Genomic DNA, 22,798 nt, shown 5'->3' with positions numbered 1-22,798 from the left:
TAGCTCGTAGCCCGCAGCTCGTAGCTCGTAGCCCGCAGCTCGTAGCTCGTAGCTCGTAGCCCGTAGCTCGCAGCCCGTAGCTCGCAGCTCGTAGCTCGTAGCTCGTAGCTCGTAGCCCGTAGCTTAAGTAAGGACTTAAAATGACCAACCAAACTAAACCAAACCTTCTTGAAACAGATATCGAAGGTTACTTAAAACAACACGAAAACAAAGATCTACTGCGCTTTTTAACCTGTGGTAATGTTGATGACGGTAAATCAACGTTAATTGGCCGTTTATTACATGACTCAAAATTAATTTTTGAAGATCACATGGCGGCAATCAAAAACGACTCAAAAAAATTTAATACCACAGATGAAGAGTTTGATTTAGCATTACTTGTAGATGGCTTGCAGTCGGAACGTGAGCAAGGCATTACTATTGATGTAGCATACCGCTATTTTGCGACCGAAAAGCGTAAGTTTATTATTGCTGACTGCCCTGGACACGAACAATACACACGTAACATGGCAACCGGTGCATCTAACTGCGACCTAGCCATTGTGATGATTGACGCCCGTAAAGGTGTACAAACACAAACTAAACGCCACAGCTATATAGCATCACTACTTGGCTTAAAACATGTAATAGTAGCGATTAATAAAATGGACTTGGTTGATTACAGTCAAGATGTGTACCGCCAAATTAAAGCTGATTACAAAGCCTTTGCTGAGCAATTAGATATTCCCGATGTGCGTTTTGTGCCAATCTCTGCGCTTAAAGGCGATAACGTTGTTGATAAAGGTAATAACCTAGACTGGTACCCTGGCTCAACCCTTATGCAGTTACTTGATACAGTAACCATTAGCGATGACAAGAATCTAGATACCTTCCGCTTACCTGTACAGTATGTTAATCGCCCTAACTTAGACTTCCGTGGTTTTTGCGGCACGATTGCCAGTGGTATTATTAACGTAGGCGACCAAATCACGGCATTCCCATCAGGTAAAACATCATCAGTAGAGCGTATTGTTACAGCGGATGGCGATTTACCAAGCGCCTTTGCTGGCCAAGCAGTTACATTAACTTTAAAAGACGAAATTGATATTTCGCGTGGTGATGTAATTGTACGATCAACTGCAGACCAAAAACAGCTACCTACAACCAGTTCAAACTTTGCAGCAACCATCGTATGGATGGCTGATGCTGCAATGCAACCAGGCAAAGAGTACGAGCTTAAAATTGGTACTAAAAACACCTTTGGTAAAATCAGCAATATTAACTACCGTATTGATGTAAATACCCTAGAGCAACTTGATGCTAGCGAATTACAATTAAACGAAATTGCTAATTGTATTATCGAGACTGCTGCACCAGTGGTAATTGATCAATATAGCCAAGTAGTGGGGACGGGATCGTTCATTATTATCGATCGCTTAACCAATGTAACGGTGGGTGCTGGTATGATCACAAATACAATGCTCGAAGCCCACAGCCCGCAGCCCGCAGCCCGTACATATACAGAAGCCGAAATTGCTTTGAATAAATATATTCGCGAGTATTACCCTGAGTGGGGATGTGATGAAATCTTTTGAGAATAAAACTTTAATATTAGACGTTTGCGGAACTATATATAAAGGGAATTCGACCCTTGATTTTATAAGTTTTATAAAGTATGAAAATAAGTGCAACTATCTAAAATTCAGATTTAAAAAAATATCTAATCGAGTTTTGAGACGCTTAGGGGGGATTAGTCCTAAAAAATTTAAAGAAAAAAATGATAAACTAGAAGTGCTTTTTTTTCAAGGAATGAATATTTCTTACTTAAATGAAAAAAGCAAAGATTTTTGGGATTTTAATTTTGAAGAAGGTAAAATTAATCTTAAGTTGCTAGAGAATAAAAATTGCTATTGTGAAGTCGTTCTTGCTTCTGCTGCTATGCCTTTTTTAGTCGAAGCATTAAAGAATAAAATTGGAGCTACAGATGTCTGTTGTCGAGATATTTACATTGGTAAGGATAATGTTGTTAATGGCTTTGGTAGCTCCATTTTAGACAATAAAGCGGCTATTCTTTTATCCCTATATCAAGAGAGGTATAAAATTTTTTATTCTGATAATAAAGAAGATTATATCCATAAGGAGTGCTTCGATGAATTCTACTATATCCAATTTTGAAATGTATTTTCCTTTATTGTATTGGTATAAATCACGGTTGAATCTGAAAAAGCTTTGCGAATGGTTTGTATATTACATATCCTTACCTCTAATTTATGTCTACTCTTTAGATAATAATCTAGAGTCTATTTTGGTTATAGATTTTATTGTTTATACTGCTTTTTTTATGTTTTTTTATGAAATCGGCTATTTTGATAATGATAGACTAGCGCACAAGGAGGGAAAAGGAAAGAAGGATAGGTTAAAAGGTAAAGTAATTAATGTTGGCTTTTTTTTCGGTATCAGAATTTTATTGTTACTTCCTTTTTTGATGGTTTTTTATAATTATTATGGTGTTGATTACTCATTCTTTTTTGGATCTTTATCAATGATGATTGTTTATTACTATCATAATAGAATTAAGTTAAAAAATAGAGTTTATACATATTACTTTCTAAGTGTTATGAGAGCAGTTGTACCTTTTGTATCTTGTTTTTTTGTCAGTATAGATTTTTTTTATTTGATTTTATATTTCCTTGTATTTTACTTTTTAGTTTTACAGCCAAAAGTTTTTACGTATATCCTAAGAAAGTCTGAAATGATGAATAGTTTATGGTTGATACGGTATTTGAATGTATTTTCTGCGTTCACAATATTTTTGTGTCTATGTTTTTATATGCTTTGGGGTCCTGCCTTTATATGTTTCCTTTTTCTTTCTAAAGAAGTATATAAAGCAAACAAAGTGGCAACTAGTTACCTGTGACTATAATGAAATCATATAAAATTGTTGGTATTAAAGAATTTACTTTATTCTTACTGGTTTTCTATTGGTCATTAGTTCCCTTAAGTAAGTCAGTTCTTTTTGATCAATTTGGTGGCGTATTTAGGCTTAGAGAACTGTTTTTTTTACTTGTAGCTATAATCCCAATTGTAGGGTTTATAATTAAAGGGAAGTTTAAATTTTACTTAACAGAGAGTGATAGGGTTTTTTCTTGGTTATTATTGCTTGTTATTAATCTATTTATTTCAGTTTTTTTTGTTCAATTTGAAAGGGTGGAGTATTTTTACGCTGCGGCAACAACATTAGTAAATATGTTTTCGCTTATTTTAGTGGTTTTGTATTTTTCTAGAATAAGGAACTTTGAATATACTCTGCTTATTCTATCTCGTTGGTTGTGTATCATATCTGTTATTTATGTTTTCATATCTGTTATTGACTTCGGTGTTCGTGGTGATTTTGGAAGCTCTGCAGAGGAGCTTGGGGTTGGTAGAGCTAAAGGGCCGTTATACTATGTGTCAACGGGTGGGTATGTTTTAACTATTGCTTTCGTATTTATACTTAATTTTTATAAGAAAAGAAGAGCCCCAATATGCTTATATGACAAGATGTTCTTGGCTTTATGTTTTGTAGGTATTGCTGGTACAGGTTCAAGAGTTGCCATATTATCTGTGATTATCGTATTTATTTTCTCCATGGATTTTAGAAAGTTAAAAACACAGATTGGATTACTTGTAGTGCTTTTAGTTGTCTTTTACATAATAAATAATTTAGTTTCTAATAGCGTAATCTCACTTGATAGGTTCCAGCGCCTTTTGGCTGAAGGGAGGACGTATACTTATTTCACAGCGATTTCTGCTTGGTTGGAAGATTGGACAACAATTTTCTTTGGTAACGGGTTTTACAGTGTTTGGCAATGGAGAGATCTAACTATAGAAGATATTGTAGATTATCGAGAAGATGTTATGTTTTCAATCTATGGTTTCACACTATATCATCCTCACTCTGATTTTTTTCAATTGCTTGCCCATGGCGGGTTGATGAGTATTTCATTATATTTTATTTTTTGGTTTCAGGCACTGTTAAAGGTTTTTAAATCATCTGGGCTGCACATTTTGTTGGCTTTTTCCTGTGTATTTATAATGGGGTTGTTTGAAACTTATTACTTTTTTAGATTTGAATTAAGTTTTATTTCTTTATTATATATGTCTTTTTTTATTGATAATACTAAAGAGGAGCTTTCTTGAACAAAATAATGGGGGTTTGTTACTCTTTATTTCGAGCGGCGATAGTCTTTTTTACTACAATACTTGCGGCAAGGTATCTTAGTGAGGATAGTAATGCAACATATCTTTATTCTTTATCATTTATATCTTTTTTACCTATGCTGTTTGTTTTTGGATATGATACATACATATTGAGCTTTTGTAGTAAAAATGACTCTAAATTAAGTGTTTTAAGAGAGTATTTAGCTCTTAACTCTTTATTTATTATTGTTACGTTAATTAGTGTTTCTATAAGCTTAATTTTCTCTAGTGAGTTAATGTTACTTTTCAGTATAATGGTACTTTCTTCTGTTCTGCTTTCATATTTAACCGTTCAATTGACATTGCATCAGTCTTTAGGAAGATCGGATATAAAAATTTTTTATATTCAATTCTTATATCCTTTAACTAGATTGATAGGTTTGATTGTTTTTATACAGTTTGATTATGGAGCAACTGGGTGGGAAAAAGCGGTTGCTATTTTTTATATATTCTTGCTTCCGCTAATTGTAATTTCTTTTTATTTATACTGTCGTTATTCGAATTTAATAAGGTTTTATTTTTTCTCCATTGTTGGTGTGATAAAAACTGTTAGTATTGCCTATAAATTCGGTGTGATGGCATTTTGCTATTTTTTTTTACAAAACTTCGTTATGTTGATTAGTCCATTCTTTACAGAAAATGATGAAGTTGTTCAGTTTGGTTTAAGCTTGAGGCTAGCTTTATTGACTATGATTCCCATTCTAGCATTAAGTAATTTTTATAATGCTGATTTAGCCAGTTGTCATCAAAAAAACGATGTTATTGAAAGGAGAATATTAATAAATAGTACTGTTTTTTATGTGTGTTTTTCTTTTCTTTCTGTTCTGTTTTTTTTATTTTTTTCAGATTTTATTCTTAATATATTTGGCGATGTAGGTCGCGCTATTAATTATAAACAAGTTTTTGGGGTTATGGTGGCGCAGGCTTTTGTCGGTGGACTTTCAAGTTTTGGTTTTTTTATAACCTTGCAGCGACGTTTTTTTTTAGAAATTGCTATTTTGTTCATCGCTTTTAGTTTAACTTTTTTATGGATTCTTTTATATGATTCCTTCATTGAAATGGCAAAAGAATATAAGCTAATGTCGAGTTATATCGTTTTGGTTTTATCTTATTCAATAATGAGAGGGGGGAATTTTTACAGAACATCTTATTTTATTTTATACTATAGGTTTCTAATTTTAATTTTAGTTTTGAGTATGCTCTTTTGGTGGTGGATATGATAGTTGATTACATTGAACGTTTTGTTCGCGGTAGTTTTGAGGTTCCTAAAAATCAAGACTTTTCATGTGTTGTTTTGGCTTCATTCCCAAAGTCAGGTAATACTTGGTTTAGATTCGTAACTTCAAATATTCTCGCAAGTTTTGCTAAAATAGATCCAGTTGATTTTCATTCAATACGTTACCTTTCTCCTGAAATAAGAGGAAATAGATGCCTTGAGGGGGTCGTGAAATCGGAGAAAGCTCCTACATTTTTGAAAACACATTTTTATAATGTTAGCGGATTCAATAAGTACCCTGTTGTTGTGCTTTTTAGAGAGCCAGTTAAAACTTTTCAGTCTTATTTTGATTACATGAAAAATGAACAAGGAAAAAGTTATAAGGGTTTTCTTCCATTTCTTAACTCCCCTCGGGTTGGTATTGATAGTTGGCTTTACTTTCATGACACTTGGATGAGGCATAAGGACGCAGTTTTTGTATCTTATGATGAACTTATAAAAAATCAATTCATTGGTTTGAAAACTATATATAAAAAATTAGGCTTCGAAATTGATGATGAGGTTTTAGAGCGGGCAATAATTGCTTCCAGTCGAGAGAATATGGCCAGAATAGAAAAAGAATCAGGCGATCCTTCCAAAAAAAATGCTGAATACAACTTTGTCGGTAATAAAGATGGACGTCACGGTCAAATAGAAGATGAGATAAGGAATTATATTTTATCTTCAACTTCAGAAGTGTATCAAAAACTCATGAATAAAAGGTTGCCATTATGACAACTGACCATATTGCTCTGATTGGTACCTTTTCTGGTGATGTGTCTGGGGAACTAAATTGTAATTTATGTTTAAAAAAATGGATGGATATTGAAGGTGTTAAATATAAGGTTTTAGATACAAATTTAGAGGGTGGGGGGATTAAATATGCTGGTAGCTTTAGTTTTAAAAAAATTTTAAAAATGTTTTCTGTATATTTTGTTTTTTTTAAAGTTCTGCTATTTTCTAATGTTTTGTATATGACCCCAGGGCTAAGTAAGTTCGGATTTGTTCGATTTTCAGTTTTTGTTTTTTTTGGGAAGCTTTTTAGAAGAAAAATAGTTTTTCACTACCATGGTGCTAGATTAGTTAATGAGCGTAAAGGCTTTTCATATTTATATAATCTATTTGTAATTAAAGTTCTTTCTTATGTTGATACTCATATTTTTTTAACCGAAGTATTGGAGCTTGAGTATAAACGCAGTTTCTTGCTTGTGAACACTAAGGTCATATTCAACTTTTTTGACTCTGGGCTTTTTGATTATCTAACTATAAAAGATTCACAAGAGAAAAATTCAGAAGCTAAAAGCAAAATTAAATTTCTCTTTTTAAGTAACATGATAGAGGAAAAAGGTTACAAAATAGCTTTAGATGCATGTGAAAAACTAGCTTTGGCTGGTTATGATGTCTTTCTTGATATTGCAGGAGGGGGGGATGATAAAGCTATTAGATATGTTGAGAAATTTTTAAATTCACAGCAGCTCGATGGTTTATATCATGGTCTAGTCAGTGGGGTTGATAAATACAAGTTATTCGCTGATGCAGATTATTTTCTCTTCCCTACAACATATAAACAAGAGGGCCTGCCTTTAGTTTTGTTGGAGGCGATGATCAGTAAGTGTTGTGTTGTAACGACTCCTATTGGTGGAATACCTGATTTAATCAAAAATGATGAAAATGGGGCGTTAGTTAATGTGGAAGAGCTTGTGGACTCCACATATGAATGCTTGGTGAAGCTTATTAAAAACCCGAAAGATAAACTTCGTATTGTTAATTCTGCCTTTGAAACAGCCATAGAGTTTGACGAGGAGAAATTTGCCTCTTCTGTATATTTAACCATGGTAGAGAGTTAAAAATGAAATTACTTTTGATTAGCTTAAATTACTCCCCTGAGTTAACTGGTATCGGTAAATATAATGGTGAAATGGCTGAAAGACTTCAAAAGAATGGAGTTGAAGTTGGAGCTATTGTAGCTCCTCCCTATTACCCTGAGTGGGAGGTAGACCAGCAATATAAAAGCTATATGTATAAAAAAGAGTTTGTTAATGGTGTAAGTATAATTCGCTGCCCTCTATATGTTCCAGGAAAGTTGAATACACTCAAGAGGCTCATCCACCTTAGTACATTTGCAGTGTCATCTAGCATTGCTTTACTAATTAAGTTTATCAAAAATAAGCCTGATGTAATTTTTTTAGTGCAACCGACTTTGTTTTGTGCGCCTTCTACATTGTTATTATCAAAACTATTTCGTGTAAAAACAGTAATGCATATTCAAGATTTTGAAATAGATGCTATGTTTGGTCTCGGCATGGTAAGTGGGGAACGGATTACGCGGACCGTGAGGAGAATAGAATCTTGGCTAATGAAAAAGTTTGATGTAGTCTCTAGCATTTCTTACAGTATGCTTGAAAATGCAGAGTATAAAGGGGTCAATAAATCAAAGCTGCTTTTTTTTCCTAACTGGGCAGATACCAACTTTGTAACGCCTGAAACCGATGGCTCTGCTTTACGCAAAGAGTGGGGCTTTACTCAAACAGATAAAATTGTGCTTTATGCGGGTAATATTGGTCAAAAACAAGGCCTTGAAATTGTAATAGAGGCAGCAAAAAGTTTTGAAGATGACAAGTTTGTAAAGTTTGTTTTTGTTGGCGCTGGCGCTTATGTGGATACCTTAAAAGAACTAGCAAAAGCTAGTAACTTAGACAATGTTTACTTTAAACCCCTTCAAGACTGGGAAAATGTGCCTGCAATGTTGTCTATGGCAGATGTTCATTTGGTTGTACAAAGGAAGGGAGCAGCAGATGCAGTTTTGCCATCTAAGTTAACCAATATATTATCAGCTGGAGGAGATGCAATAGTAACTGCAGAAGTAACTACAGAGCTTGGTAAAATTGAGCAAGCCAATCCTGGTATCTATACAAGAGTTGGGCCTGAAAATACAAAAGAGTTTGTTGCAGGTTTAAAAACAGTACTAGCAACAGATACAAGTAAACCAAATATGATTGCCCGTAACTATGCGGTCAAAAATTTAGACGGTAATAATATAATTGAGCGCTTTGCAAGCGATATAGATAAGGTAGTAAAGGGAAAAGATAATGACTAAGGTAGCCTTAATCACAGGTGTAACAGGACAAGATGGGTCATATTTAGCGGAGTTTTTGCTAGAAAAAGGCTACGAAGTGCATGGTATTAAACGTCGTGCATCGAGCTTTAATACAGAGCGTGTAGATCATATCTATCAAGACAGACATGAAGAAAACCCTAAGTTCTTTTTGCATTATGGTGATTTGACAGATACATCAAATCTAACCCGTATTTTAAAAGAAGTACAGCCAGATGAGGTTTACAACTTAGGTGCCCAAAGCCATGTAGCTGTATCGTTTGAAGCCCCAGAATATACAGCAGATGTAGATGCGATTGGTACGTTACGTCTGTTAGAAGCAATCCGTTTTCTTGGGTTAGAGAAAAAGACTAAGTTCTATCAAGCCTCTACGTCCGAGCTTTATGGTGAGGTACAAGAGATCCCACAAAAGGAAACTACACCTTTCCACCCTCGCTCACCTTACGCTGTCGCGAAAATGTATGCGTATTGGATTGCGGTAAATTACCGTGAGTCTTATGGTATGTATGCATGTAATGGCATTTTATTCAACCACGAATCCCCTCGTCGTGGCGAAACGTTTGTAACGCGTAAAATCACACGCGGTCTTGCGAATATCTCACAAGGTCTAGAGAAGTGTTTATATCTAGGTAATATGGATGCGCTACGTGACTGGGGTCATGCAAAAGACTATGTGCGCATGCAGTGGATGATGCTTCAGCAAGATACACCGGAAGATTTTGTAATCGCGACAGGCAAGCAAATCTCAGTAAAGGAGTTTGTGTCTTTATCGGCAAAAGAGCTGGGTGTTACGCTTGAGTTCAGCGGTGAAGGCGTTGATGAAATAGCAACCGTGGTTGCGATTGAAGGTGATAACGCACAGGCACTATCAGTAGGTGACGTGATTGTGCGTGTAGATCCGCGTTATTTCCGCCCAGCAGAAGTTGAAACATTGCTAGGCGACCCAACTAAAGCGAAAGAGAAGTTAGGTTGGGAGCCAGTGATTACTGTAGAAGAAATGTGTGCAGAAATGGTTCAACATGACCTAGCTAAAGCTAAGCAGCATGCATTATTAAAGTCTCACGGCTATGATGTGAATGTTTCAGTAGAGTAATCTCAGAGCAGTAAGTCAGAAATAAAATGACAACCCAGCTTATGCTGGGTTTTATAATGGATAAAGAAATGAGTTCTAAAACAGTTTTTATCGCAGGCCATAATGGTATGGTTGGCAGTGCAATTGTTAGAAAGTTAAAGCAATCTGATGATATTAAGGTTATTACAAAAAGCAGAGCGGAGTTAAACCTGTTGGACCAGCAGGCGGTTCGTACATTTTTTGAAGAGAATCAAATAGACCAAGTATATCTTGCAGCGGCAAAAGTAGGTGGGATTGTAGCGAACAATACTTATCCGGCAGAATTCATTTATGAGAACTTAACAATTCAAAATAACATTATCCATAGCGCGCATTTATCTGGTGTTAATGATTTACTGTTTTTAGGGTCAAGTTGTATCTACCCTAAATTTGCAGGGCAACCGATAACAGAAACTGCTCTTTTAACTGGGGGGCTAGAGCCTACTAATGAGCCTTATGCGATAGCTAAAATTGCAGGTATCAAACTGTGCGAATCTTATAATCGTCAATATGGCCGTAATTACCGCTCTGTCATGCCAACTAATCTGTATGGTGAAAATGATAACTTCCATCCAGAAAACTCACATGTTATTCCAGCACTTATACGTCGTTTTCATGAAGCTAAATTAGCAGTTGATGACAAAGTGGTTGCATGGGGTACAGGCAAGCCGATGCGAGAATTTTTGCATGTAGATGACATGGCAGCAGCATCAATTCATGTAATGAACTTAGATTCAGAAACATACAGTGCAAATACACAAGAGATGTTAAGCCATATAAATGTAGGTACAGGCGTAGACTGTACAATTAGAGAGCTTGTTGAAACCGTTGCGAAAGTAGTTGGTTTTGAAGGTGCTATAGAGTTTGACGTGACTAAGCCTGACGGTACACCGCGTAAATTGATGGATGTGTCTCGTCTTAAGTCGTTGGGATGGGAATATAGTATTTCCCTAGAGGCAGGTCTAAAAGGTACATATGAGTGGTTTTTAGCAAACCAAGATAATTTTAGAAAATAGAGAACATAGGATGTTTCTAGATAAAAATACGTTTTCGACAGTAATAGAAAGCGCGCCACTTGTTTCAATCGATTTGGTTATATTAGATGAAAATAACCACGCCCTGTTGGGTGAGCGGCTAAATAAACCAGCACAAGGGAATTGGTTTGTGCCTGGCGGACGGATTTTAAAAAATGAATCGCTTGCAGAGGCATTTGAAAGGTTAACTAAAGAAGAGCTTGGTGAGGCATTTTCACTATCAGAAGCGAGTTTTTTAGGGCCTTATGACCATTTTTATGATGATAACGTTTTTGGCGATGGTTTTAATACACATTATGTTGCCATTGCTTATATCTTAAGGCTGAGCAAACCGCTAAGTGACTTACCACATGATATTCAGCATGGTAAATATCAATGGTTCGATATAGACAGCCTATTAAAAGATAAAAAAGTTCATAAGCATACAAAATGGTACTTTGAAGCATTACAGAATACTCAGGGATAACGAATATGATACTACCTATCATCATGGCGGGCGGTTCAGGTACACGTTTATGGCCATTGTCACGCGGTAACTACCCAAAACAGTTTTTGAAATTGCATGGTGAAAACACCATGTTGCAAGAGACTATTTTAAGATTAAATGGTCTTGAACATGCACCTGCGATGTTAATTTGTAACGAAGAACATCGTTTTATCGCTGCTGAGCAAGTTCGTCAAATAGGCGTGGTGCATAATGGCATTTTTTTAGAGCCTGTAGGTCGTAATACCGCACCAGCAATAGCATTAGCTGCCTTTAAAGCAGTTGAAAACAGTCAAGAGGCATTATTGCTCGTTTTAGCTGCTGACCATGTAATTGAGAATCAAATAGCATTCCAAGAAAGTGTTAACAAAGCAACATTGTTAGCAGACCAAGGTAAATTAGTGACTTTTGGTATCGTCGGCAATACGGCAGAGACGGGTTATGGCTATATTAAGCGTGGTGCTGAGGTTGAGCACGGTTTTGTTGTTGATAGCTTTGTCGAAAAACCAAACCTTGAAACAGCGCAAGAATATATCGCAAGTGGCGACTATTACTGGAATAGCGGCATGTTTTTATTTAAAGCGAGTCGCTATTTGGAGGAGTTAAAAGCATTTCGCCCTGACATTTATGAAGCATGTAAAAAAGCAGTTCAAATACAAAATAACGATATGGATTTTGTACGAGTGGATAAAGAAGCATTTGAAGCATGTCCAGATGAATCAGTTGATTATGCAGTCATGGAACACACGAAAGATGCAGTTGTGGTGCCAATGGATGCAAACTGGAGTGATGTAGGTGGTTTTGCTGCGCTATGGGAAGTGTCTGAGCAAGATGAAAACGGCAATGCTTTTATCGGTGACGTTAAATCTGTTGATACAAAAAACACGCTAGTATTTGGTGAAGACAAGTTGGTTGCCACAGTAGGCGTAGAAGATCTAGTAATTGTTAATACTAAAGATGCTGTGTTAGTTGCGCACAAAGATGAGTCTCAAAAAGTAAAAGAAATAGTAAGCCAATTAAAAGCATTTAATCGCTCAGAGGTAACCTTTCACCGTGAAGTATATCGCCCTTGGGGTAAATACGACTCGGTAGATAACGGTGAGCGCTTCCAAGTAAAACGTATTACGGTTAAACCAGGTGCAAAACTATCTGTGCAAATGCACCATCACAGAGCCGAGCATTGGATTGTGGTTTCTGGTACTGCAAAAGTACAAATTGATGATACAGAGCAATTCGTCACGGAGAATGAATCGGTTTACATCCCTATTACTGCGGTTCATGCATTAGAAAACCCAGGTAAAGTTGACCTAGAGCTTATTGAAGTGCAGTCTGGTTCGTACTTAGGTGAAGATGATATTGTGCGCTTTGAAGACCGCTACGGAAGAGTGAAAGGTTAAGTAATGAATACAAAGTCAGTAATTCAAACAAGTGGTATTGCATTTGGTACCAGTGGTGCCAGGGGTCTCGTTGTCGACTTTACACCAGAAGTGTGTGCAGCCTTTTCAATTGCATTTGTTCAGAGCATTAGAGGTGAGTTCGCATTTAATACAGTGGCCATTGCGATAGATAACCGGCCAAGCAGTTTTGATATCGCTAAAGCCTGCGCAGCAGGTTTAAAACAACTTAAAATAGAGGTTGTTTATTATGGTGTGGTACCAACACCAGCACTTGCTTATACAGCGATGCAAGACAATATGCCTTGCATTATGGTTACAGGTAGCCACATTCCATTTGACAGAAATGGTTTAAAGTTCTACCGCCCTGATGGTGAAATCACCAAGCAAGATGAACAAGCTATTCTTTCTACTGATTTTAATTTTTCTGAATTGAATCTAGCCGATATCAGTTTACCAACAAGTGATAAAGCAAAAAATGCCTATACCGCTCGATATACAAATCTATTTGATAGCGAAATACTAGCAGGTAAAAGAGTGGGTATTTATGAGCACTCGAGTGCGGGTAGAGATATTTATAAATCACTCTTCGAGCAACTGGGGGCCGAAGTTATTTGTCTGGGGCGTAGTGACGAGTTTATCCCAATTGATACTGAAGCTGTATCTGAAGAGGATAAACAAAGAGCCAAAGAGTGGGTACGTAAATACCACTTAGATATGCTGTTCTCAACTGATGGTGACGGTGACAGGCCGCTAGTTGCAGGTGAAAACGGTGAGTGGTTAAGAGGTGATATTTTGGGCCTGCTTTGTAGTCAAGCACTTTCAATTGAAGCGCTTGCAACACCTGTTAGCTGTAACACCGCGATAGAGTTATCAGGTAGCTTCAAAGCAGTGGCCAGAACAAAGATTGGTTCACCCTATGTAATTGAAGCTTTTTCAGAGTTAAACAAAACTTACGCGAGAGTAGCAGGTTTTGAAGCAAATGGTGGCTATTTACTGTCGAGTGACTTAGATCTTAAGGGTAAAGTACTTAAAGCGCTGCCAACAAGAGATGCAGTACTTCCTGCGCTGATTGTAGCAGCAATGGGTGATAGCATAGCAAGCTTGCTAACAGCGTTACCACAACGCTTTACTGCAAGTAGTAGGCTAAAAGACTTTGCGACAGAGAATAGTAATACATTAATTGCCGAGTTAAGTGCAAATCCAAATATACTGCTAGCCAAGCTGGGAATGGGGGGAGCTCAGTTAATCTGTACTACAGATGGGTTGAGGCTCAGTGCAGAGAATGGAGGTATTGTGCATTTGAGGCCTTCAGGGAACGCTCCTGAGCTGAGATGTTACGCAGAATCGGCTTCTGAAAAAGAAGCAATTGTGTTGGTTGACGGAGCTTTAAAATATGTAAGATCAAGAATAAATTACTAAAGAGTAATAGTATTCGCTGGAGGTGCCCCCTTCAATCATAGATAAATTGTAGTAAAGGAACTATCTTCTACTATATTTTTTGTTTTACTTTATGTTTAAGTAAAATAATAGGCAATCAAGCAAGAAGGCTAGCTAGGCTTCATGGTTAGCTTCTATTCCAATGGTAGATCAGAGATTTGCGCAAAAATGAATAAAGGTATTTTGCAAAATAATTCAACGGTAATCGCATTTGTTCAGCGAGTATTAGATATTGTAATAATAGTAAGCTGCTTATGGGTAGCCGTCACGCTTGAAGGTTTACCTTGGCTAATTCAACATACAACCGCCGCTTTACTTGCCGTTTTTTTGTTTCACTTTACCAGTGAGTTAGATGAGCTCTATATTTCATGGCGAGGCTTGTCAATTATCAAAGAGCTTAAGAAGGTGGTTTCTCATTGGTGTGTGTGTGTGGCAACCTTATTTTTAAGCGTTTACTTCTTAGCGCCCCAATACCTTGAGCCTGCAGGACTACAACTCAGTTGGTTTGTACTTGTAATCCTGAGCCTCTCTACATATAGAGTAATTTTGCGCTTATTATTGAGGTTATTAAGAGCTCAGGGAATCAACACGCGAACTGTTGTTATCGCTGGCGCGGGACATTTAGGGCAGAAATTAGCAAATACTATTGTTACGCACTCTAGTTTTGGTTTGGTTTTCAGCGGGTATTATGACGATAACCGATCGGAAGACAATGTTGTTGCTGCTCAAACGCTCGGTAACTTGGAGCTACTTATTAAAGAGTGTAAAGAAGGGGGGATTGACCGTGTTTATATTGCCTTGCCCCCACATGCTTATGAAAGAAGAAACTGGTTGGTCAAAGAGTTGTCTGATAGCACCGCAAGTGTTTATATTGTACCTGATATTTATACCTACCAGTTGCTTCATGCGAGAAGTGATTCAATTGTTGGCATTCCTACCATAAGTATTTATGACTCTCCGATTGATGGTAGCAATGCAATTATTAAACGTGTTGAAGACATTGTACTCTCTATGCTTATTTTAATACTTATATCACCTGTTTTATTCGGTTTAGCGCTTGCGGTTAAGTTTACCTCTAAAGGTCCAATATTCTTTAAGCAAAATCGTTATGGAGTTGATGGTAAACCCATAAAAGTCTGGAAGTTTCGTTCAATGAATGTAATGGAAGACGGCGCTAAGGTGACTCAAGCAACCAAAAACGATAGGCGTTTTACCCCTATAGGCCAATTTATTCGCAAAACCAGTTTAGATGAGTTGCCTCAGTTTATAAACGTACTCCAAGGTAGTATGTCAATTGTAGGGCCAAGGCCCCATGCTGTTGCCCATAACGAAGAATATCGTAAACTGGTCGATGGTTATATGCTACGGCATAAGGTAAAACCAGGCATCACTGGTTGGGCACAAATTAACGGTTGGCGCGGAGAAACCGATACATTAGATAAGATGGAAAAGCGCATCGAATTTGACCTAGATTACATTCGTAATTGGTCCTTATTGCTTGATTTGAAAATAGTGTTCTTAACTATATTTAAAGGTTTTGTAAACAAAAACGCGTATTGATAACTTGGCAACGGGGCGGATAAATGAGAAGTACATGCTTACTAACTTAAAATCCATTTTTAGTAATGCCGAACATCGCCACACGGCTATTAACGCAGCTTTAGCTTTGATTATTCGTATTGTAGGTGCAGGTACTGCATTTCTGTTTAATTTAATCATTGCAAAACAGTTAGGGGCAGAGCAAGCAGGTTATTTTTTCCTGGGCTTTTCATATGTGATGCTGTTATCAGCAATAGCAAACCTTGGCTTTGAAAATACTATATTACGTTTTACTTCATCAAATGCCTGCTTTGGTCATACAGTGAGGGCAATTTTGAATTTTTCTCTGAAGTATGTTGTCGCGGTTTCAGGTGTACTTTCGGTAATAAGCTACCTTTTAGCACCATGGCTCTCAATAGTTGTATTTAAAAAGCCTGAGCTTAGTGAAACACTGCAATATATAGCGCCAGCGATAATTGGGCTGAGTTTTGTACTTTTAATAGCAATGAGTTTGCAAGCTCGCCATAAACTGATTGCAAGTATCCCTTGTCAAAACATAGCTCATTTTATGCTGTGTGGTGCGGCGGTTATTGTGTTTTCTGTAAAATCAGCCAGTACCGCAGCACTTTATTTGAGTTTATCGCTAGGGGTGACCTCCAGCTTTTTTTACTGGATTAGCATTAAAAGCTTAAATAATAATGGCGAAAAGCCTGACCCTAAAAAGCTGTGGCACAGTGCGAGACCTAACTGGGTAATTATAGTAATGAGTCAGTCAGCTCAATGGGCTACACCAATAATTATTGGAATCTACTTAGTCTCTGAGCAAGTTGCGTATTTTAGCATAGCTCAGCGTATCGCTTTATTAACCTCTTTCGTTTTAATGGCAGTAAACCTAGTTGTTGCTCCTAAATTTTCCGCCTTTAATAGCAAAGGTGATCTTGAGGGAATTCGTAAAACTGCACTATTTTCAGTGCGATTATTAGTGGTCAGTGCTTTTCCAATTGTATTGGTTATGCTGCTATTTCCTAAATTTTTAATGGGATTATTTGGTGAGGAGTTTAAGCAAGGGGCCGCTATTTTACAAATACTAGTATTGGGGCAAGCCGTTAATGTTGTAACAGGTTCAGTTGGTTTTCTATTGCAAATGACTGGTCATGAACGCGATATGCGTTTGGTCACACTTATTAGCGGTTTTGGTGTTTTAATTAGCGTGCCTATTTTTACAAAGTTATATGGGGCAATTGGGGCTGCAATAGCTACAAGCTTTTTTATAAGCTTGCAAAATTTATTAGCTGTTTATTTTGTTAAAAAACGCTTGAATTTTAATACCTTAAAATTCTGGCAGAAGATTTAAGTTGTAAGTTAGGAATAAGGATGTTTGCATGGTTTTAGAACAATGGTTGATGGTGGTTATTTTTTTATCAACCATTGTGGGGTTAATTAAATATCAACACTTCCCTGAACGAGTATTTGCAGCGGCGAGCTTAACCTGCTTTGCAACTTCATTAGTATCTACCGAACAATTACTTGCTAATGCCGTCAACCCAGGTTTGGTTACTTTGCTGTTACTTGTGGTGTGTGCATTTGCTTTTGAACGCACAGGCTTTTTGCGTAGGCTTGCCAATGTGCTTTTCAATGGCTCGGTAGTTAAATCTTACGTACGTACTTTACTGGCCACAGTGCTGGCATCTGGTTTTTTAAATAATACTGCGGTGATAGCTACGCTCATTAGCCCAGTTAAAAACAACAAGCTAATAGCCCCGAATAAACTATTATTGCCGCTGTCGTATGCCGCTATTTTGGGTGGAACATTAACTCTCATCGGCACATCTACAAACTTGATCGTTAACTCAATGCTGATTGAGCGAGGTGTTGATGGGTTTACTTTTTTTGACTTTCTTCCCATCGGTCTCACCGCTGTTGCTGCCTGTATGGTGGTTATTGGGTTTACCGTCAAGCGTTTAAATGGCAAAGTTAACGATTCTGCTGAGGTGGCCGACTATTTTGTAGAAGCACAAGTTAATAAAGGTTCAGCGCTTATTGGTAAAACAGTAGAGCAAAATGGTCTAAGAAGTTTAGAGTCATTGTTTTTAGTAGAGATTGTAAGAGAAAGTAAGTTGATATCTCCAGTTACTCCTTCGCATCTTATCCGCGAAGGAGATAAGCTTATTTTTTCAGGAGATATCACTAAAATTTTAGTGCTGCAGCAGTTTGAAGGGTTAACACTATTTGCAGAAAAAGACGGGTTACTTCGTGAAAATCTAACCGAAGTGGTCGTTAAACCTGGTGCTGCGGTTGTAGGAAAAACATTAAAGACGGCTGGTTTTAGGGCTCGATTTGATGCTGCCGTCGTTGCGATTAGGCGAGAAGGTGAAAAGCTTTCAGGAAAGCTAGGTGACGTGACAATTCAGGCAGGAGACTTTTTAGTTTTGGCCGTGGGCCCTGATTTTGCTAAACGTACTAATCTTACTAAAAACTTCTTTATACTCAATGGTGTAAAAGCAGAAAATATGCTTTCAGGCATAAAAGAACGAATTGTTACTTGGGGGTTTGTTGTTACTCTTGGGGGAGCATTAGTACTAAACATAAGTCTATTAAAGTGTTTTATTTTTTATTTAGCGATACTAATAGCGAGCAGATGCTTATCTCTTAATGAAATAAAGCGACGGTTCCCTCTTGAATTGTGGCTAATAGTAATGAGTGCTCTTACCTTAGCAACAGCTTTAGATAACACGGGAATTGCTTTGTTAATAGCTGAGCTGTTTAAATCTCTTTTATCTGAGCAAAGCGCATATGTGGCTTTTATTGGTGTTTTTATTCTCACGCTGTTGTTTACAGAGCTAATTACCAATAATGCAGCTGCAGCATTAACATTTCCAATTGCCTTTGCTATTGCTCAGGGATTGGAAGTCAGCTATTTACCATTTGTATTGGCAGTAGTATTTGCTGCCAGCGGTAGTTTTATGAGCCCCTATGGCTACCAAACAAACTTAATGGTATACAATGCCGGAAACTATAAATTAAAGGACTTCGTACTGTTTGGCCTACCTGTCTCTATCACATACAGTGTGGTTGTACTGGCTTTAATTCCTATATTTTTTCCATTCTAAGGGAAGAATATAGGCAATATTAATGAGTCAAAGTTGCGAAATTGTAAATAAATATCATTTCAAAGAAGCTAGAATCTGGAAAAGCGATGACAGAAAATATTGTATGGCACCCTCAGACTGTATCAAAAGCACAAAAACAAGCACATAAAGGACATAAGCCTGTATTGCTATGGTATACCGGGCTCAGCGGCTCTGGTAAATCAACAATTGCCAATGCAGTAGAGGCTAGATTATTTGAGTTAGGGTGCCACACTTATCTTCTTGATGGCGATAATGTGCGCTTAGGATTAAACAAAGGGTTGACTTTTAGCGATGACGATAGGGTTGAAAATATTCGTCGGATCAGTGAAGTAGCCAAGCTTTTTGTTGATGCTGGAGTGATTGTCTCTACTGCGTTTATCTCACCATTTAAACAAGACAGAGAGCAGGCGCGTAACCTTATGGAAGAAGGTGAGTTTATTGAGGTGTTTGTCGATACTCCTTTAGAGGTCTGCGAGAGCCGTGATCCAAAAGGGCTTTATAAAAAAGCGAGAGCAGGAGAAATACCAAATTTTACTGGAATTGATTCAATATTTGATATACCAACAAGGCCTGAGCTGCATTTAAAAACAGCAGAGCAAAGTGTTAAACAATGCGTAGAGCAAGTTATAAAGTACCTACATCAAAAGCAGATTATTACCTAAATTTTTCAAGTAAGAACATATATGTATTACGATATTTTTAATGGCGATGCCGATGGCATTATCGCGCTGTTACAGCTCCAACTGGCGAATCCTGTCGACAGTATAAAGATCACAGGAGTAAAGCGCGATATTGAGCTAATGAAAAAAATAACGCCAAAGGCAGGTGACAATATTCGTGTGCTTGATGTGTCTATGGAGAAGAACAAGCCGGATCTCTATCATGCGTTGTCTGTTGGCGCGCGCGTTATGTATGTAGATCATCATAGGGCTGGTACTATTCCGGAACATTGTAATCTGTTTGCTCATATCAATCTGGACCCCGATGTATGTACGAGCTTAATTGTAAGCGATATATTAAATAGGCGCTTTCATTTGTGGGCTATTACTGCAGCATACGGCGATAATTTAATTGGCAAAGCGAATAGAGAAGCTGATGTTTTGGGTTTAACAGAGCAAGAAAAGTCTAAGTTAAAAGCGCTTGGAACTTACATTAATTATAATGGTTATGGTAGCGAGATAACAGACTTGCACTTTCACCCTGTAGCATTATTTAACGCTTTATTGCCATATACATCTCCCTTTGAGCTAATTGCAGATAAACAGTCAGTCTATTATCAACTCGAAAGAGCCTATAAGGCAGATATGCTGAGTGCAGAGTCAGCTCAAGTACTTCATGAGTGCCATTTTACTAAAGTGATTCTATTAGACGACAAAGCTTGGTCTCGACGAGTAAGCGGTGTGCTAGGCAATGAACTCGCGAATAAAACACCACACAAAGCGCATGCTGTTATTACATATAACAATAAAGGTAGTTACACTGTTAGTGTGAGAGCGCCATTAAGTAACAAACAAGGGGCAGCCCATGTATGCAGCCAATTTACAACCGGTGGTGGCCGTGAGGCCGCGGCTGGTATAAATGAGCTGAAAGCGGAGCAATTAGACCTTTTTATAGAAATACTTGTAGGCTATTACAAAACCTAATCATTTACTAACGTATCTTCATCTGTGTTAGTCTAAGCCAACTTACATAGCCAAGTTTTATTTGGCGATAAAATTACAAAAACTCTTATGTGGACTAGGGATATGCTTAAATCGAACTTTATTATGCTAGGCAGCTTATCAATGTGTTGCTTGCCAGCAATGGCTAGTGAGCGTCTAGATTCTTTTCAGTCTTTTTCTGGGTATACCGGCCTATTTAATACTCCAACAGCTGAAGTGTTAGAGAAAGGTCATGTAAACTTTGGTTACAATAATCAGCTTTTTGATAACAATCGTACCTTTGTTGATGGCCATAACTTTATTTTCTCCGCTGGTCTATTTGATGGTCTTGAGGTGAGTGGTTTAATTGCTACAAATACAATGCATGAAAACCTGTTTTCTGAGGGCCGTGGACAGATCAGGGATCTTTCATTTAATTTAAAGTATCAAATTCCTTATATCCCAAAAGGCTGGTTTGATTTAGCTATTGGCGCAAAAGATTTAGGGGGCGCTGTTAATTTTTATGAAACTTATTACGTTGCAGGCTCTAAGGAGTGGCGTAATTTTAGGTTTTCTGCAGGGGTTGCAACAAGTGATAAACTAAATGGTCAGATGGATGGTGCGTTTGCGGGTATTGAATGGCAGCCGTTAGATTGGTTTGCATTGCAGGTTGAGCATGATGCGGATGCAGTGAATGCGGGCTTACGTTTAACTGTACCTAAAGAGTGGATTTACGATGTAGGTACACTCACGTTAACCAGCAAGTTTTACAGTAATACCGATCACGCAGAAAAGGATACCTTCTGGGGAGTTAACTTTTCGATGCCGCTTTTTGAGCAGGCTAAGCTAAATGATCCAACAGAAGCAGCACCAGCACCGATTTTAGATAACCATAAAAAGCGTGAGGCTGCATTTGAAGCGCACTATCAACAGCAACGAGAGTTGGCACACAAGCCGCTTGAAGAGGCCAAAAAAGAAGTGACTGAGCGTGATGAATATAGAAAGTCACTAACGCTGCAAACTCGAGAACTTAAAAATGCACTAATCGACGATGGCTTAGAGGCGATTAGCGTGGGCTTTAATCGTGACCCGCATATTGTTGTAAGCTTTGAAAACTATGTTTTTAATCGTAACGATATAGACGCCATTGGCCTTGTGCTTGGTCGTATTGCTGAGCATATAGATGAGCCTGAGGCTAAATATACGATTCAGTTATTAAACCGTGGTATTCCAATGCTTTCTGTGCGCGGTGATATCGATAATTACCGTGAGTTTATCAATACCAGCAGTACGCCAGATATGGATATTCGCCGCGGAGAGATGGATCCGATTGGTAGTGTGTCTTGGGTGGGAATGCCTAAAGCTAACAGTCCATATTTTAAACCGCGTGTAACGATAGGGCCATCACTAGATTCACATTTCGCGACTGAAGTTGGAGTTTATGACTTCTCTCTCGCAATTCGAGCCGATGTAGAATTGCCCATGTGGTATGGTGGCGGTGTAAGTATTAGTGCCGAGACTGAAGTTGCGAAAACCAGTGATTATGAGAATGGTAAAGCATATGGGCGCTTTGCAAAAGACAGTGGTGTTACGCAAGCGACAATCTATCAAACGTTAGATTTACCTTATGGAATTTATAACCAAACCCATATTGGCTTCTTTAAAGAGTTTAACGACTATACCGGTATTAAAAACGAAACGACTTGGCTTAGTGAAAACGGTCGTCACCAGCTTAATGCTGAAATTGGTTATTTAGAATATGATGACTATGACTTAGATAGAGACTATCAAACTTTGTCTTATCGTTATAACTGGGTTGAGCAGGACGTAAGTTTTCATGCAACGGCAGGTCGATTCTTTTATGAAGATAGCGGTGTAAAACTAGAAACTCGCTTCTGGTTTGGCGATAGCTATATCTCAATATTTGCCCAGGATACCGATGTACAAGTCGCAGGTATTGCATTTAGCATCCCACTTACTCCACGTAAAGATATGGCACCGATCCGTTATGGCCAGATAAAAGGGAATGAAGCTTGGCGCCATGAAGTAAGTACACGTATTGGTGAATCACACAATCAATTGGCTATTGGTCGTGGACATTCAATTAAAACACCTGTGAATTTGGATAAGACATTCCTTAATCAAGGGCGCTTGTCGAGTAGTTATATTTACAGCAATTTGGCAAGATTACGAGAAGCGTATCTAACTTACAGATGACAGTAGCAGCGACTTTACGTCGCGATGTANCTTGTCGCGGGATAAACCCGCTGCTACGGGAGCGGTGTTTCGATGCACTTACCGCAGATTATGGATTCGTAGCAGCGACTTTACGTCGCGATGTGCTTGTCGCGGGATAAACCCGCTGCTACGGGAGAGGTGTTTCGGCGCACTTACCGCGGATTATGTATTCGTAGCAGCGACTTTACGTCGCGATGTG

The 22,798-nt window shown here is 37.9% G+C and carries 18 protein-coding genes; all 18 read left to right on the top strand.

What is annotated here, in order from left to right; all coding sequences use genetic code 11:
- The first annotated feature begins 140 nt into the window (after positions 1-140).
- Positions 141-1,574, top strand: a complete 1,434-nt coding sequence (cysN, locus tag CKO50_RS14650; protein ID WP_095728753.1) for a sulfate adenylyltransferase subunit CysN — start codon at positions 141-143, stop codon at positions 1,572-1,574.
- Positions 1,561-2,154 carry a hypothetical protein gene (locus CKO50_RS14645; protein ID WP_095728752.1) on the top strand — a complete coding sequence of 198 codons (594 nt, stop codon included), beginning with the start codon at positions 1,561-1,563 and terminating at the stop codon, positions 2,152-2,154. Before cysN ends, CKO50_RS14645 begins: the two co-directional genes overlap by 14 nt.
- 747 nt (positions 2,155-2,901) lie before the next feature.
- Entirely contained in the window at positions 2,902-4,158 is a 1,257-nt protein-coding gene (locus tag CKO50_RS14635; protein ID WP_095728750.1) for an O-antigen ligase, read from the top strand.
- Entirely contained in the window at positions 4,155-5,438 is a 1,284-nt protein-coding gene (locus tag CKO50_RS14630; protein ID WP_095728749.1) for a hypothetical protein, read from the top strand. The genes CKO50_RS14635 and CKO50_RS14630 overlap by 4 nt, the downstream gene beginning before the upstream one ends.
- Positions 5,435-6,208, top strand: coding sequence for a sulfotransferase domain-containing protein (locus CKO50_RS14625; RefSeq protein ID WP_095728748.1), 774 nt, complete (start codon positions 5,435-5,437; stop codon positions 6,206-6,208). The genes CKO50_RS14630 and CKO50_RS14625 overlap by 4 nt, the downstream gene beginning before the upstream one ends.
- Positions 6,205-7,320: a glycosyltransferase family 4 protein gene (locus CKO50_RS14620; protein ID WP_095728747.1), complete on the top strand. Its 1,116-nt coding sequence runs from the start codon at positions 6,205-6,207 to the stop codon at positions 7,318-7,320. The genes CKO50_RS14625 and CKO50_RS14620 overlap by 4 nt, the downstream gene beginning before the upstream one ends.
- A 2-nt stretch (positions 7,321-7,322) precedes the next feature.
- Complete coding sequence (locus tag CKO50_RS14615) at positions 7,323-8,570, top strand: WcaI family glycosyltransferase (RefSeq protein ID WP_095728746.1); 1,248 nt, start codon at positions 7,323-7,325, stop codon at positions 8,568-8,570.
- Positions 8,563-9,681, top strand: a complete 1,119-nt coding sequence (gene gmd, locus CKO50_RS14610) for a GDP-mannose 4,6-dehydratase (protein WP_095728745.1) — start codon at positions 8,563-8,565, stop codon at positions 9,679-9,681. Before CKO50_RS14615 ends, gmd begins: the two co-directional genes overlap by 8 nt.
- 68 nt (positions 9,682-9,749) lie before the next feature.
- Complete coding sequence (locus CKO50_RS14605) at positions 9,750-10,715, top strand: GDP-L-fucose synthase (RefSeq protein WP_176474677.1); 966 nt, start codon at positions 9,750-9,752, stop codon at positions 10,713-10,715.
- A gap of 10 nt (positions 10,716-10,725) precedes the next feature.
- Positions 10,726-11,199, top strand: coding sequence for a GDP-mannose mannosyl hydrolase (locus CKO50_RS14600; protein WP_095728743.1), 474 nt, complete (start codon positions 10,726-10,728; stop codon positions 11,197-11,199).
- A 5-nt stretch (positions 11,200-11,204) separates the two neighbouring features.
- Positions 11,205-12,614, top strand: a complete 1,410-nt coding sequence (locus CKO50_RS14595) for a mannose-1-phosphate guanylyltransferase/mannose-6-phosphate isomerase (protein WP_095728742.1) — start codon at positions 11,205-11,207, stop codon at positions 12,612-12,614.
- 3 nt (positions 12,615-12,617) lie between these two features.
- The gene (locus CKO50_RS14590) at positions 12,618-14,033 is read left to right on the top strand and encodes a phosphomannomutase (protein ID WP_095728741.1); all 1,416 of its coding nucleotides are present in this window, start codon (positions 12,618-12,620) and stop codon (positions 14,031-14,033) included.
- A gap of 186 nt (positions 14,034-14,219) precedes the next feature.
- Positions 14,220-15,611: an undecaprenyl-phosphate glucose phosphotransferase gene (locus tag CKO50_RS14585; protein ID WP_095728756.1), complete on the top strand. Its 1,392-nt coding sequence runs from the start codon at positions 14,220-14,222 to the stop codon at positions 15,609-15,611.
- 34 nt (positions 15,612-15,645) lie between these two features.
- On the top strand, positions 15,646-16,944 hold the full coding sequence (locus tag CKO50_RS14580) for a lipopolysaccharide biosynthesis protein (protein ID WP_095728740.1): 1,299 nt from the start codon (positions 15,646-15,648) through the stop codon (positions 16,942-16,944).
- 28 nt (positions 16,945-16,972) lie between these two features.
- Positions 16,973-18,700, top strand: a complete 1,728-nt coding sequence (locus CKO50_RS14575; protein ID WP_095728739.1) for an SLC13 family permease — start codon at positions 16,973-16,975, stop codon at positions 18,698-18,700.
- An 86-nt stretch (positions 18,701-18,786) separates the two neighbouring features.
- A complete protein-coding gene (gene cysC, locus CKO50_RS14570; RefSeq protein ID WP_095728738.1) occupies positions 18,787-19,383 on the top strand; it encodes an adenylyl-sulfate kinase in 597 nt (198 codons plus the stop codon).
- Between the two features lie 21 nt (positions 19,384-19,404).
- Positions 19,405-20,364 carry a DHHA1 domain-containing protein gene (locus tag CKO50_RS14565; RefSeq protein WP_095728737.1) on the top strand — a complete coding sequence of 320 codons (960 nt, stop codon included), beginning with the start codon at positions 19,405-19,407 and terminating at the stop codon, positions 20,362-20,364.
- A gap of 102 nt (positions 20,365-20,466) precedes the next feature.
- Positions 20,467-22,578 (top strand): YjbH domain-containing protein, encoded by a 2,112-nt coding sequence (locus tag CKO50_RS14560; protein ID WP_095728736.1) that lies wholly within the window; start codon positions 20,467-20,469, stop codon positions 22,576-22,578.
- The last annotated feature ends 220 nt before the right edge of the window (positions 22,579-22,798 follow it).

This window comes from Pseudoalteromonas sp. HM-SA03 (assembly GCF_002289345.1).
Taxonomy (GTDB): Bacteria; Pseudomonadota; Gammaproteobacteria; order Enterobacterales; family Alteromonadaceae; genus Pseudoalteromonas.
Note: the sequence above shows the minus strand (reverse complement) of the source record. Positions and strands in the feature narration are given on the sequence as shown.

What these genes read in the sequence shown, in the direction of transcription:
- cysN (WP_095728753.1), top strand. Translation starts at nt 141, where the DNA reads ATGACCAACCAAACTAAACCAAACCTTCTTGAAACAGATATCGAAGGT.
- CKO50_RS14645 (WP_095728752.1), top strand. Translation starts at nt 1,561, where the DNA reads ATGAAATCTTTTGAGAATAAAACTTTAATATTAGACGTTTGCGGAACT.
- CKO50_RS14635 (WP_095728750.1), top strand. Translation starts at nt 2,902, where the DNA reads ATGAAATCATATAAAATTGTTGGTATTAAAGAATTTACTTTATTCTTA.
- CKO50_RS14625 (WP_095728748.1), top strand. Translation starts at nt 5,435, where the DNA reads ATGATAGTTGATTACATTGAACGTTTTGTTCGCGGTAGTTTTGAGGTT.
- CKO50_RS14620 (WP_095728747.1), top strand. Translation starts at nt 6,205, where the DNA reads ATGACAACTGACCATATTGCTCTGATTGGTACCTTTTCTGGTGATGTG.
- CKO50_RS14615 (WP_095728746.1), top strand. Translation starts at nt 7,323, where the DNA reads ATGAAATTACTTTTGATTAGCTTAAATTACTCCCCTGAGTTAACTGGT.
- gmd (WP_095728745.1), top strand. Translation starts at nt 8,563, where the DNA reads ATGACTAAGGTAGCCTTAATCACAGGTGTAACAGGACAAGATGGGTCA.
- CKO50_RS14605 (WP_176474677.1), top strand. Translation starts at nt 9,750, where the DNA reads ATGAGTTCTAAAACAGTTTTTATCGCAGGCCATAATGGTATGGTTGGC.
- CKO50_RS14600 (WP_095728743.1), top strand. Translation starts at nt 10,726, where the DNA reads ATGTTTCTAGATAAAAATACGTTTTCGACAGTAATAGAAAGCGCGCCA.
- CKO50_RS14595 (WP_095728742.1), top strand. Translation starts at nt 11,205, where the DNA reads ATGATACTACCTATCATCATGGCGGGCGGTTCAGGTACACGTTTATGG.
- CKO50_RS14590 (WP_095728741.1), top strand. Translation starts at nt 12,618, where the DNA reads ATGAATACAAAGTCAGTAATTCAAACAAGTGGTATTGCATTTGGTACC.
- CKO50_RS14585 (WP_095728756.1), top strand. Translation starts at nt 14,220, where the DNA reads ATGAATAAAGGTATTTTGCAAAATAATTCAACGGTAATCGCATTTGTT.
- CKO50_RS14580 (WP_095728740.1), top strand. Translation starts at nt 15,646, where the DNA reads ATGCTTACTAACTTAAAATCCATTTTTAGTAATGCCGAACATCGCCAC.
- CKO50_RS14575 (WP_095728739.1), top strand. Translation starts at nt 16,973, where the DNA reads ATGGTTTTAGAACAATGGTTGATGGTGGTTATTTTTTTATCAACCATT.
- cysC (WP_095728738.1), top strand. Translation starts at nt 18,787, where the DNA reads ATGACAGAAAATATTGTATGGCACCCTCAGACTGTATCAAAAGCACAA.
- CKO50_RS14565 (WP_095728737.1), top strand. Translation starts at nt 19,405, where the DNA reads ATGTATTACGATATTTTTAATGGCGATGCCGATGGCATTATCGCGCTG.
- CKO50_RS14560 (WP_095728736.1), top strand. Translation starts at nt 20,467, where the DNA reads ATGCTTAAATCGAACTTTATTATGCTAGGCAGCTTATCAATGTGTTGC.